The organism is Caballeronia sp. SL2Y3, from assembly GCF_022879575.1.
In the GTDB taxonomy this organism is placed as follows: Bacteria; Pseudomonadota; Gammaproteobacteria; order Burkholderiales; family Burkholderiaceae; genus Caballeronia.
In genome coordinates, this window is record NZ_CP084260.1 from 1,356,821 (window position 1) to 1,369,799 (window position 12,979).

At 63.5% G+C, this 12,979-nt stretch carries 9 protein-coding genes; all 9 read left to right on the forward strand.

Annotated elements, in window-relative coordinates:
• Nucleotide 1 precedes the first annotated feature (1 nt).
• Complete coding sequence (locus tag LDZ26_RS06415; protein ID WP_370650654.1) at nucleotides 2-1,609, forward strand: sugar ABC transporter ATP-binding protein; 1,608 nt, start codon at nucleotides 2-4, stop codon at nucleotides 1,607-1,609.
• Nucleotides 1,610-2,617, forward strand: coding sequence for an ABC transporter permease (locus LDZ26_RS06420; RefSeq protein WP_244848649.1), 1,008 nt, complete (start codon nucleotides 1,610-1,612; stop codon nucleotides 2,615-2,617).
• A gap of 220 nt (nucleotides 2,618-2,837) precedes the next feature.
• Nucleotides 2,838-3,887 carry a LacI family DNA-binding transcriptional regulator gene (locus tag LDZ26_RS06425; RefSeq protein ID WP_244848650.1) on the forward strand — a complete coding sequence of 350 codons (1,050 nt, stop codon included), beginning with the start codon at nucleotides 2,838-2,840 and terminating at the stop codon, nucleotides 3,885-3,887.
• Between the two features lie 34 nt (nucleotides 3,888-3,921).
• Nucleotides 3,922-4,866 carry a ribokinase gene (rbsK, locus tag LDZ26_RS06430; protein ID WP_244848651.1) on the forward strand — a complete coding sequence of 315 codons (945 nt, stop codon included), beginning with the start codon at nucleotides 3,922-3,924 and terminating at the stop codon, nucleotides 4,864-4,866.
• Nucleotides 4,867-5,055: 189 nt separating this feature from the next.
• Nucleotides 5,056-6,747, forward strand: a complete 1,692-nt coding sequence (locus LDZ26_RS06435; protein ID WP_244848652.1) for a methyl-accepting chemotaxis protein — start codon at nucleotides 5,056-5,058, stop codon at nucleotides 6,745-6,747.
• 130 nt (nucleotides 6,748-6,877) lie between these two features.
• Nucleotides 6,878-7,639 (forward strand): 2-keto-4-pentenoate hydratase, encoded by a 762-nt coding sequence (locus LDZ26_RS06440; RefSeq protein WP_244848653.1) that lies wholly within the window; start codon nucleotides 6,878-6,880, stop codon nucleotides 7,637-7,639.
• Nucleotides 7,640-7,964: 325 nt separating this feature from the next.
• Nucleotides 7,965-9,887: a PrkA family serine protein kinase gene (locus LDZ26_RS06445; RefSeq protein ID WP_159836168.1), complete on the forward strand. Its 1,923-nt coding sequence runs from the start codon at nucleotides 7,965-7,967 to the stop codon at nucleotides 9,885-9,887.
• A 171-nt stretch (nucleotides 9,888-10,058) separates the two neighbouring features.
• A complete protein-coding gene (locus tag LDZ26_RS06450; protein WP_175940321.1) occupies nucleotides 10,059-11,324 on the forward strand; it encodes a YeaH/YhbH family protein in 1,266 nt (421 codons plus the stop codon).
• Complete coding sequence (locus tag LDZ26_RS06455) at nucleotides 11,321-12,973, forward strand: SpoVR family protein (protein ID WP_244848654.1); 1,653 nt, start codon at nucleotides 11,321-11,323, stop codon at nucleotides 12,971-12,973. The genes LDZ26_RS06450 and LDZ26_RS06455 overlap by 4 nt, the downstream gene beginning before the upstream one ends.
• Nucleotides 12,974-12,979: the final 6 nt, after the last annotated feature.

Sequence of the window (12,979 nt, forward strand, 5' to 3'; positions counted from 1 at the left end):
CATGATGAAAGACGCGCACGACGCGAGCGTGCTCACCGTCACGGGAATCGGCAAGACCTATGTCGAGCCGGTGCTGGCCGACGTATCGCTCGGACTCTCGCCGGGCGAAGTGCTCGCGTTGACGGGCGAGAACGGCGCGGGCAAGAGCACGCTCTCGAAGATCATCGGCGGTCTCACGAATCCGAGCACGGGCACGATGACGCTCGCGGGCCAGCCGTACGCCCCGCACAGCCGCACCGAAGCGGAAGCGCTCGGCGTGCGCATGGTGATGCAGGAGCTGAACCTGCTGCCGACGCTCTCGGTCGCGGAGAACCTCTTCCTCAACCGCCTGCCGCAGAAAGGGCGCCTGAAAATCGGCTGGATCGACCGCAAGCGGCTCGCCGAGGACGCGCGCCACGCGATGGCGCAAGTCGGGCTCGATGCGATCGACCCGGACACGCTCGTCGGCGATCTCGGCATCGGGCATCAGCAGATGGTCGAAATCGCGCGCAATCTGATCGGCGATTGCCGCGTGCTGATTCTCGACGAACCCACCGCGATGCTCACCGCACGCGAAGTCGATCTCCTCTTCGAGCAGATCGCGCGGCTCAAGGCGCGCGGCGTGGCGCTCGTCTATATCTCGCATCGTCTGGAAGAACTGAGGCGCATCGCGGAGCGCGCGGCGGTGCTGCGCGACGGCCGGCTCGTGCACGTCGGGCCGATGAACGCGCTGACCAGCGACCAGCTCGTCACGCTGATGGTGGGCCGTGAACTGGGCGAACGCATCGACCTCGGCGAGCGCAAGCTCGGCAGCGTCGCGCTGAAAGTGGACGGCATGACGCGCGCCCCGGCCGTGCGCGATGTGTCGTTCGAAGTGCGCGCGGGCGAGATTTTCGGCATCAGCGGGCTGATCGGCGCGGGGCGCACGGAACTCATGCGCCTGATCTACGGCGCGGATCGCGCGGACGGCGGCACGGTGTCCGTTTCGCGCGGCGGCGAGGCACTGCGCCCGGTGAACATCCAGTCGCCGTCGGATGCCGTGAAAAACGGCATCGCGCTCATCACGGAGGACCGCAAGGGCGAGGGCCTGCTGCTCGGCTTGCCCATCGCCGCGAACGTTTCACTCGGCAATGTGGGCGCGGTGGCGCGTCACGGCGTGATCGACACGCGCCGCGAAGCCGCGCTCGCCGCGCGCCAGATCGACGCCATGCGCATCCGCACGTCGGGGCCGGCGCAAGCGGTGTCGGAACTATCGGGCGGCAATCAGCAGAAAGTGGTGATCGGCCGCTGGCTCGCCCGCGACTGCGCCGTGCTGCTTTTCGACGAACCGACGCGCGGCATCGACGTCGGCGCGAAGTTCGATATTTACGGGCTCATGGGCGCGCTCGCCCGCGAAGGCCGCGCGCTCGTGGTGGTGTCGAGCGATCTGCGCGAACTGATGCTGATCTGCGACCGGATCGGCGTGATGTCGGCGGGGCGAATGACCGGCGTGTTCGAGCGCGCGAACTGGACGCAGGATGCGCTGCTCGCGGCGGCGTTCGCCGGCTATGCGAAGCGCGAGGCGATTCTGCACGAGCCGCTCGCGCCCGACGCGAAGCCGCCCGAACAAGACAATTTGCTGGAGCATTGAATGACCGGACAGACCGAAGCGAATCTGCCAGCCGATGCGCCGAAAAGCGGCAAGAACGCGAAAGGCGCGGGCACGCGCCTGGGCTTTTCCAATTATCTGGGACTGGCCGGCGCGCTCGCCGCGATGATCGCGCTTTTCTCCGTGCTGAGTTCCCACTTTCTGACGTACGACACGTTCAGCACGATCGCGAACCAGATACCGGATCTCGTCGTGATGTCGGTCGGCATGACGTTCGTGCTGATCATCGCGGGCATCGACTTGTCGGTGGGCTCGGTCCTTGCGCTCGGCGCCTCGGTGGTGAGCGTGGCCGCGCTGAAGTGGCACTGGCCCGCGCTTCCGGCGGCGCTCATCGGACTAGCCGCCGCCGCGCTGACGGGCACGGTCACGGGACTCGTCACGGTGGCGTGGCGCATTCCGTCGTTCATCGTGTCGCTCGGCGTGCTGGAGGCGGCGCGCGGGCTCGCGTATCAGATGACGAACTCGCGCACCGCGTATATCGGCGATGCGTTCGATTTTCTGTCGAATCCGATCGCCTTCGGCATCTCGCTGGCGTTCCTGATTGCGGTCGCGGTGATGATTCTTGCGCATTGGGTCTTGACCCGGACGATTTTCGGCCGTTATCTGGTAGGCATCGGCACGAACGAGGAAGCGGTGCGGCTCGCGGGTGTCGATCCGCGGCCGTACAAGGTCATCGTTTTCGCGCTGATGGGCGCGCTGTCGGGACTGGCCGCGCTGTTCCAGATTTCCCGTCTCGAAGCCGCGGATCCGAACGCGGGCGCGGGCGTGGAGCTTCAGGTGATCGCGGCGGTGGTGATCGGCGGAACGAGTCTGATGGGCGGGCGCGGCTCGGTCATCAGCACGTTCTTCGGCGTTCTCATCATCTCGGTGCTGGCGGCGGGGCTCGCGCAGATCGGCGCGAACGAGCCGACCAAGCGCATCATCACCGGCGCGGTGATCGTGGTCGCGGTGGTGCTGGATACCTACCGGAGCCGACGCAGGCGCGGTTGACAGAGCAGAGGGCAGAGGGCAGCAGGCAGCACGTCGGTGCCTCGCAACGGGGTGGGCGGCGACGTTAAACATGAGCGCAGTCAAATAGAGATGACCGGGCAGTCGCTTCGCCGTCAAGAGCGGCGAGCGTAAGGAAAGCGGCCGGGCGCGTGAGGGCCGCGCGAGAGGACGTTTCCGGTCAATAAAAGAAGTTGGACCAAAGCAAAGCGAAGGACGATGTATGGCGACGATCAAGGACGTGGCAGCCATTGCTGGGGTGTCGTTTACGACGGTGTCCCACGTAGTGAACAATTCAAGGCCGGTGTCGGCCGACGTGCGGGCGAAGGTCGAGCGCGCGATCCGCGAGCTGGACTACGTGCCGTCGGCAGTGGCGCGCTCGCTCAAGGCGAAGTCCACGGCGACCATCGGGCTGCTCGTGCCGAACGCGACGAATCCGTACTTCGCCGAACTGGCGCGCGGGGTCGAGGACGGCTGCGCGAAAAACGGCTACTGCGTCTTCTTCTGCAACTCGGACGACGATCCGGGCAAGCAGCGCAACTATCTGCGCGTCTTGCAGGAAAAGCGCATCGACGGCCTCGTGATCGCATCGGCGGGCGAGGACGCGGTGCTCGCGCAGTGTCTGGCGGGCGCGCGCGAGCCGCTCGTGATCGTGGACCGCAACATCGAGGGCGTCTCGGCGGACCTCGTGCAGATCGACCACGAGAAAGGCGCGTATATCGCGACGAAGCATCTGCTGGAAACGGGGCATTCGGAGATCGGCTGCATCACCGGGCCGGTGGCGACAGCGGTGAGCGCCATGCGCCTGCACGGCTTTATCCGCGCAATGGCCGAGCGCGGCGTCGAGATCGAGCCGAACGCGATTGTCCAGAGCGACTTTTCCGCGACGGGCGGTTATGCTGCGGCCTCGCAGCTTTTCGACGCGATGAAGCCGACCGCGATCTTCGCGTGCAACGACATGATGGGCATCGGCGCGCTGCGGGCGGCGGCCGAGCGCAAGATTCGCGTGCCGGACGATTGCTCGATCATCGGCTTCGACGATGTCGAATTGTCGCGCTACACGTATCCGGCGCTTTCGACGGTCGGCCAGTCGGTGCGCGCGCTCGGCGAGATGGCGGCGCAGACGCTGATTGAGCGCATCGTCGGCAAGCTCGGCGGCACGACGCGCCGCCGCGTGGTGCCGCCGCGTCTCGTGCTGCGCGAATCCACGGCGGTCGTGCCCGAGTCGCGCTGCGCCGAGAGCGGCGCAGTGGCAGACGCCAGAGCGGAATAACGCGGACTAACAACCACAGCAGGATTTCATCGCGATGAGCGACAACGCAACGAGTGAAGCAGGCACGCGCGGGCGCGTGGTGGTGGTCGGCAGTCTCAACATGGACCTCGTCGCGCGCGCGCCGCGCCTGCCCAAGCCGGGCGAAACTCTCGCCGGCTCCGCTTTCGTGCAGGCGCCGGGCGGCAAGGGCGCGAATCAGGCGGTGGCGGCCGCGCGTCTCGGCGCGCAGGTCGCGATGGTCGGCTGCGTCGGCGGCGACGCGAACGGCGCGACGCTGCGCGCGGGCCTCGAAGCGGAAGGCATCGACTGCGCGGCGCTCGCGACGAGCGCGGATGCGCCGACGGGCGTCGCGCTCATCATCGTGGACGACGCGAGCCAGAATGCGATCGTCATCGTCGCGGGCAGCAACGCGCAGGTCACGCCTGCGGTCATCGACGAACAGGACGCGCTGCTCGCACGCGCCGATGTCATCGTCTGCCAGCTCGAAACGCCGCCGGAAACCGTGCGCGCGGCGCTGGCCGCGGGCCGCCGGCTCGGCCGCACGACGATTCTCAATCCCGCGCCTGCGGCGAGCACGCTGCCCGCCGACTGGTTCGCGCTCATCGACTATCTGATTCCGAACGAACTGGAAGCCGCGACGCTTTCGGGTATCGCCATCGCGACGCCCGACGATGCGCGCCGCGCCGCCCGCGCGCTCAAGGAGAAGGGCGCGCGCAACGTGATCGTCACGCTCGGCGCGCAGGGCGTGTTCGCGCTGCTGGGAGACGACAGCGACGGCCAGCATCTGCCGTCGCCGAAGGTCGAGGCCGTCGACACGACCGCCGCCGGCGATACGTTCATCGGCGGGTTCACGGCGGAACTGGCGCGCGGCAGCGCCGTCGCGGACGCGATCGCCTTCGGTCAACGCGCCGCCGCGCTCGCCGTCACGCGCGAGGGCGCGCAGCCGTCCATTCCGCGACGCGGCGAAATCGCAGCATAAGTTTTCAACATGTGCTGAATAACGGCGCGCGCAACGCGTCGTTTTCCCTATCAGGGAAAGAACCTTCTCAAGTCCCGTAGCTTGCATGCCGTTTACATCCATAGCGGCTGCGCAGGTGCGCGTCCGCCCGATCGCGGTTTAACGCGTCACCACGCCCGCGCACATTCGAATCGGCATCAGGACACATCCATGAAAAAGGCTTTGACGATCAAGGCACGCATCGGCATCTCGATGGCGTTTCTCGGCGCGCTGCTCATCGCTATCGGCGCACTGGGGCTCGCGGGCATGGGCCGCACGAACGAGGCTTTCCTCGACACGTACTCGGTGCAGATGCCGGGCGCCATCGCGGTGGGCAACAGCGAAATGTACGCGGCGCGCGAACGGCTCGTGTTCGACCGCGCGGCGCTGCTTGCCGGCACGGCCGAGGTGGCCGCGACCATCGAGCGTTCGCGCATGATGCGTGAGCGCGCCGACGCCTTCTGGAAGAACTACATGTCGCTGCCGCAGACGCCCGACGAGCGTCGTCTTGCCGACGCGTCGCAGGACAAGCGGCTCGCGCTTCAACGCGCCGTCGACAAGGGACTGGCGGCCGTCACGGCGGACGACCGCACGGGCATGATTGCAGCGGCCAAGGCGATGCAGGCGGCCTACAACGAGCTCGCCAACGCAAACGACGCGCTGCGCTCGTTTCTCACCGAGGCCTCGAAGAAGAGCTACGAAGACGCGCAGAGCCGCTATTCGTGGTTCCGCGCGCTGAGTCTTTCGGCCATTGCGCTCGGCCTCGCGGCGGCGGCGTTCGCGTGGGTCGCGTTGCGGCGCGCCATCGGGCGGCCGCTCGAAGCCGCGCTCGCGCATTTCGAAGCCATCGCCGCCGGCGATCTGCGCCGCGACGTGGTCGTGACCTCGCGCGACGAAATGGGCCTTCTGCTCGAAGGCCTCGCGAAGATGCGCGCGAGTCTGCTGACGACGGTTCGCACGGTGCGCTCGGGCAGCGAATCGATCGCGTCGGCCACGCAGCAGATCGCGGCGGGCAACACCGATCTGTCGTCGCGCACCGAGGAACAGGCGTCCGCGTTGCAGGAAACGGCATCGAGCATGGAGGAACTGACGAGCACGGTGCGCCAGAACGCCGATAACGCGCGTCAGGCCAGCACGCTTGCCGCCAACGCGTCGGAGATTGCGGGCAAGGGCAGCGCCGTCGTCACGCAAGTGGTGGATACGATGGGCGAAATCAGCCGCAGCTCGGCCAAGATCGCGGACATCATCGCGATCATCGAAGGCATCGCTTTCCAGACCAACATTCTCGCGCTCAACGCGGCCGTCGAAGCGGCGCGCGCGGGCGAAGAAGGGCGCGGCTTCGCGGTCGTGGCAGGCGAAGTGCGCAATCTCGCGCAGCGTTCGTCGACGGCGGCGAAGGAAATCAAGGAGTTGATCGACACTTCGGTCGCGCGCGTGCAGTCGGGCACCACGCTCGTTGACGAAGCGGGCCGCACGATGAACGAGATCATCGGCGCGGTGCGACGCGTGACCGACATCATGGGCGAGATCGCGGCGGCGTCGGCGGAGCAGACGACCGGCATCGAGCAGGTCTCGCGCGCCGTCACGCAGATGGACGAAGTCACGCAGCAGAACGCGGCGCTCGTGGAAGAAGCGGCGGCGGCGGCGCAGTCGCTTGAAGATCAGGCCGCGCGCCTGCGTCAGGCGGTCGCAGTGTTTCAAGTGACTGAAGGCGCGGGGCTTGCTGCTTCTTCCGTGCAAGTCCCGGCCACCGTATCCGCGAAGCCGAAGCGCGTCGCGCCGCCTGTGGCAACTACGAAGCCCGTAGCGACCGCGAAGCCCGCCGCATTGTCGACGGCGGGAGGCGACTGGGAGACGTTCTGACGCTTTGATGCCGTTGCCCGCATTGCGCGTATGCAGGACATTGCATCACGCGGGCAACGTGAAGCACCTCCGGTCCGGTAACCCGTACACTGACGACACTGCGCGTCACCATTCACACGAGGGGATCGACATGACCGGATCGACACTTGCCGCCAAGCTCGTCGCGGCCCGGCGTCAGCATCGACTGATCGAAACGCTGGAGCCGCGCGATCTCCCCGCCGACGCACCCACCGCTTACGCCATCCAGCACGAAGTCCTGCGCGACAGCCACGCGCGCATCGGCGCATGGAAGATCGGCGCGCGCGCGCCCGATGCGCTCGCGGCGGGCGCGCCCATCGACGCGGAATGTGTCTATGTTTCGCCCGCGCGCCTTCCTTTCGAAGGCTTCTTTCGCGTGCTAGTGGAACTGGAGATTGCGTTTCGCTTCGCGTATGCGCTGCCCCCGAAGAACGATCCTTACACGCGCGCCGAAGTGCTCGCGGCGATCGGCGGCATTGCAGTCGCGCTCGAAGTGGTCGATAGCCGTTTCGCGCAATGGCCCAATCTCGATCCGCTCGCGCAGCTTGCGGACTCGCAGAACAACGGCGCGCTCATCACGAGCGGCATGGAACCTTACGAGGTCGTCGCGCCGGGCTTCGATTTTCTTGCGCCACGGCTTGAACTCACGCTCGATGGCGTGGGGATTGCTCCGGCTACCCTCGGCAATCCGGCGGGCGATCCTCGCGAACTGCTGCCCTGGCTCGTTAACCATTGTTCGCGCATGGGTTTGACGGTCGAGCCTTTCTGGACCATCACGACGGGCTCTTACACGGGCGCGTATCGCGTGGAAGGACCGGCCATGGTGCACGGCTCCATTGATCGCATCGGAGAACTGGAGCTGGTGCTGACGTGACCACATGCGCTCGCGAACATGCTTTGGCGGAAGGTCGCGGTGTAGCGATGAAGCAAGCGCGGCACAGCGAACATGCCGAAGCACACGCGAAGCGCACGCTGCATGACATGCGCGCGCAGATACGAACGACATCTTGGGACTGAGGATTGTAGGTGAACGAAAATAACCTACCAAGCTAGTGATTGTTCCGAGCAGCTTCTAAGCAAATCAACCAAGCAAGTGCGTGAAAAAAAATTCGAAAGGGTTTAGGATGAATTCAAGCGATGTCGTTTCGATAACGCGCGTTGAGACGACCAAGGCTTTCTGACTTCGGCGAGGAGGTAGCATGGATATCTACAGCAGTTTCGCGACCCGCTTCGAAAAAACGCGCGAGGAGGAATTCTCGCTCGAAGAGTATCTCGCGCTCTGCAAGGAAGATCCTGCCACATATGCAACAGCGGGCGAACGCATGCTGACGGCCATCGGGGAACCGGAAATGGTCGACACTCGCCTCGATCCGCGTTTATCGCGTGTGTTTGCAAACAAGGTCATCAAGGTGTATCCGGCGTTCCGCGAGTTCTACGGAATGGAGGAAGTGATCGAGAACGTCGTGTCGTATTTCAGGCACGCCGCGCAGGGTTTAGAGGAGAAAAAGCAGATCCTGTATCTGCTCGGTCCCGTGGGCGGCGGCAAGTCGTCCATTGCAGAACGGCTCAAGCAACTCATGGAGCGCGTACCGTTCTATTCGCTCAAGGGTTCGCCCGTGAACGAATCGCCGCTCGGTCTTTTCGATTACGACGAAGACGGTCCGGTGCTCGAGGAACAGTACGGCATTCCGCGCCGTTACCTGAAGAGCATTCTTTCGCCGTGGGCCGTCAAGCGCCTGCACGAATACAACGGCGATATCCGCAAGTTCCGCGTGGTGCGCCGCTATCCGTCGATACTTCGGCAAATCGGCATCGCGAAGACGGAACCGGGCGACGAGAACAATCAGGACATCTCCTCGCTCGTCGGCAAGGTGGACATTCGCAAGCTCGAAACCTACTCGCAGGACGACGCCGATGCTTACAGCTATTCCGGCGGCCTGTGCCTCGCGAATCAGGGCTTGCTCGAATTCGTCGAAATGTTCAAGGCGCCGATCAAGGTGCTGCATCCGCTTCTGACCGCCACGCAGGAAGGCAACTTCAAGGGCACGGAAGGCTTCGGCGCCATTCCGTTCGACGGCGTGATTCTCGCGCACTCGAACGAATCGGAATGGAAGGCTTTCCGCAACAACAAGAACAACGAGGCGCTGCTCGATCGAATCTTCGTGGTGAAGGTGCCGTACTGCCTGCGCTATAGCGAAGAGGTGAAGATCTACGAGAAGCTCTTGCGCAACTCTTCGCTCGCGGAAGCGGTGTGCGCGCCGGGCACGCTCAAGATGATGGCGCAGATGGCCGTGCTCACGCGTTTGCACGAGCCGGAGAATTCGAGCCTCTTTTCGAAGATGCAGGTCTATGACGGCGAGAACCTGAAGGACACTGATCCCAAAGCAAAGTCGTATCAGGAGTATCGCGATTTCGCAGGCGTCGACGAAGGCATGACGGGCGTGTCCACGCGTTTCGCGTTCAAGATTCTGTCGCGCGTGTTCAACTTCGATTCCACCGAAGTCGCGGCCAACCCGGTGCATCTCATGTACGTGCTCGAACAGCAAATCGAGCGCGAGCAGTTCCCGCCGGAAACGGAGCAGAAGTACCTGTCGTTCATCAAGGACGTATTGGCTTCGCGCTACGCCGAGTTCATCGGGAAGGAGATTCAGACGGCTTATCTGGAATCGTATTCGGAGTATGGACAAAACATCTTCGATCGCTATGTGACGTATGCGGACTTCTGGATTCAGGATCAGGAGTTCCGCGATCACGACACCGGCGAGAGCTTCGACCGCGCCGCGCTCAACGCGGAGCTGGAGAAGATCGAGAAGCCCGCGGGCATCAGCAACCCGAAGGATTTCCGCAACGAGATCGTGAATTTCGTGCTGCGTGCGCGCGCAAACAACGGCGGCAAGAATCCCGCGTGGATCAGCTACGAGAAGCTGCGCGTCGTGATCGAAAAGAAGATGTTCTCGAACACGGAGGAACTGTTGCCGGTCATCTCCTTCAATGCGAAGGGATCGGCCGAAGAGCAACGCAAGCACGAGGACTTCGTGAATCGCATGGTCGCGAAGGGTTATACGCCGAAGCAGGTGCGTTTGTTGTGCGACTGGTATCTGCGCGTGCGCAAGTCGTCTTAAGCACGCGCCGCAACGTAGTTGCAGCAGCAGTAGAGCAGTGCAGGTCCGCGCCGTCCGGGTTCGATGCTTGCATCCGGATGGCCAAGCGGGCAGATTGCGAGCGAGAGGCGCCCACGCGCGGCGCAAACATGCGGCGCCTCGCACACTCGCCATTTTTGCGGGAGACTGGATGTGCTGCACCAAATCATCGACCGCAGGTTAGCCGGCAAGAACAAGAGCATCGCGAACCGCGAACGCTTCCTGCGACGCGTCAAGAACTACATTCGCCGCGCCGTTTCCGACGCGGTGCGCGATCGCAGCATCAAAGACATTCAAAGCACGCAGAGCATCACGATTCCGAAGAAGGACATCGCGGAGCCGTCGTTCCGGCATGGTCCGGGCGGCAAGCGTGAATACGTGCATCCGGGCAACGCCGACTACGTGCGCGGCGACAAGATCCCGCGTCCGCAAGGCGGCTCGGGCGGCGGCGGCAAGAGCGCGAGCAACGAGGGCGAAGGCCAGGACGATTTCGTCTTCGAGCTGTCGCGCGAAGAATTTATGCAGTACTTTTTCGACGATCTCGAACTGCCGCGCCTCGTCAAGACGCAACTGCTCGCCGTGCCGACGTGGAAGAACGTGCGCGCGGGCTGGGCGGCCGAAGGCACGCCGAACAACATAGACGTGGTGCGCTCGCTGCGCAGCGCGCTCGGGCGGCGCATCGCGCTCGGCTGGCCGCTGTCGGCCCAATTGCGCGAGATGGAACGCCAGCTCGAACAACTGAAGGAAGAAGACGGCAATCCGGACGACATCGCGCGGCTGGAAGCGGATATCGTCATCATGCAGGGGCGGATCACGCGCATTCCGTTTATCGATCCATTCGATCTGCGCTACATCAACCGTGTCAAGCAGCCCACGCCTTCGAGCAAGGCGGTGATGTTCTGCCTGATGGACGTCTCCGGTTCCATGGACGAGCAGCGCAAGGATCTCTCGAAGCGTTTCTTCATCCTGCTCTATCTCTTCCTGCAGCGGAACTACGAGAAGATCGAGGTCGTGTTCATCCGTCACCATACGCGCGCCGAAGAAGTCGATGAAGACACGTTCTTTCATTCGACGGAAAGCGGCGGCACGGTGGTGTCGAGCGCGCTCGAACTCATGAAGAAGATCATGGACGAGCGCTACTCGCCGACTGAATGGAACATTTACGGCGCACAGGCTTCGGACGGCGACAACTGGACCGACGATTCTCCGAAGTGCCGCAAGCTCCTCGCGGAGGACATCCTGCCGAAGGTGCGGTATTTTGCGTATATTCAAGTCGCGCCAGAAGAGCAGAACCTGTGGTTGGAGTATGCTCAACTTGCGGCCGGCGCGCCTGAACTGGCGATGAAGAAGGTCGACTCGGCCTCGGACATTTATCCGGTGTTCCGCGAACTCTTCGAAAAACAACAGGCGGCCGCATGACGACGAGGCACGTGAACAACGAAGCGCGTGGATATCATCTCGACGGCACGGACGATCGTGCGCCGTCGAAACTCGGACCGGAAGCGGGGCAACGCAATGCGTCTGCCACGACGCACGAGGTGAGCATGAACGTTGCAGAAAAACGGCGGCCGCTGCCATGCCCATCGGACTGGAGCGTCGAGCTGATCGAGGAGTACGACGCCGAAATCTCGCGCGTCGCAAATCGCTACGGTCTGGATGTGTATCCGATCCAGCTAGAAATCATCAGCGCCGAGCAGATGATGGACGCGTACGCGTCGGTCGGCATGCCGGTGAACTATCGGCACTGGTCGTTCGGCAAGCACTTTCTCTCGACGGAGAAAAGCTACCGGCGCGGGCAGATGGGCCTCGCGTATGAGATCGTCATCAACTCGAATCCGTGCATCGCGTATCTGATGGAAGAGAACACGATGACGATGCAGGCGCTCGTCATCGCGCATGCCGCTTACGGGCATAACTCGTTCTTCAAGGGCAACTATCTGTTCCGGCTGTGGACGGACGCCCATGCGATCATCGATTACCTCGTGTACGCGAAGAATTACATCGCGGAATGCGAGGAGCGTCACGGGCTGGATCGCGTCGAGGAACTGCTCGACTCGTGCCACGCGCTGATGAACTACGGTGTGGACCGCTACAAGCGCCCACAGAAGCTGTCGCTCGCGAAAGAAGCCGCGATGCGCCGCGAGCGCGAGGCGTATCTGCAATCGCAGGTGAATGAACTGTGGCGCACGCTGCCGAACAAGAAGGCGCCGTCCGCCGAGGAAATCGAAAGCCGCTATCCGCCGGAGCCGCAGGAGAATCTGCTGTACTTCGCGGAGAAGAATGCGCCGCTGCTCGAACCTTGGGAGCGCGAAGTCATTCGCATCGTGCGCAAGGTCGGACAGTATTTCTATCCGCAGCGGCAGACGCAGGTGATGAACGAAGGCTGGGCCACGTTCTGGCACTACACCCTGCTGAATACGCTGTACAACGAAGGCCGGCTAGAAGACGGCTTCATGATGGAGTTCCTGCATTCGCATTCGAATGTGGTCTATCAGCCGCCCGTGACGAAGCCGTATTACAGCGGGATCAACCCGTATGCGCTTGGCTTTTCGATGATGAGCGACATTCGCCGCATCTGCGAGAACCCGACGGACGAGGACCGCGAGTGGTTCCCCGATCTCGCGGGCAGCGACTGGCTGGAATCGCTGCACTACGCGATGCGCAACTTCAAGGACGAGAGCTTCATCGCGCAGTATCTGTCGCCGCATTTGATCCGCGAGATGCGCCTTTTCTCGATTCTCGACGACGACATGCGCGACGCGCTCGAAGTCTCGGCTATTCACGATGAAAGCGGCTATCGCTATGTGCGGCAGGCGCTGTCGCGGCAGTACGACATTCATCACCGCGAGCCGAATATTCAGGTGTATTCGGTGAACACGCGCGGCGACCGCAGTCTCACGCTGCGTCACTTCATGACCGACAATCGCCATCTGTCGAACGACAGCGACGAAGTGCTCAAGCACATGGCGCGCTTGTGGCAGTTCGACGTGTATCTGGAAAGCGTCGATGAGAACGGCACGGTGAGAAAGCGCTTCGATTGCAGATATACCGCGCCGAATTCGCGCTGATCGAAA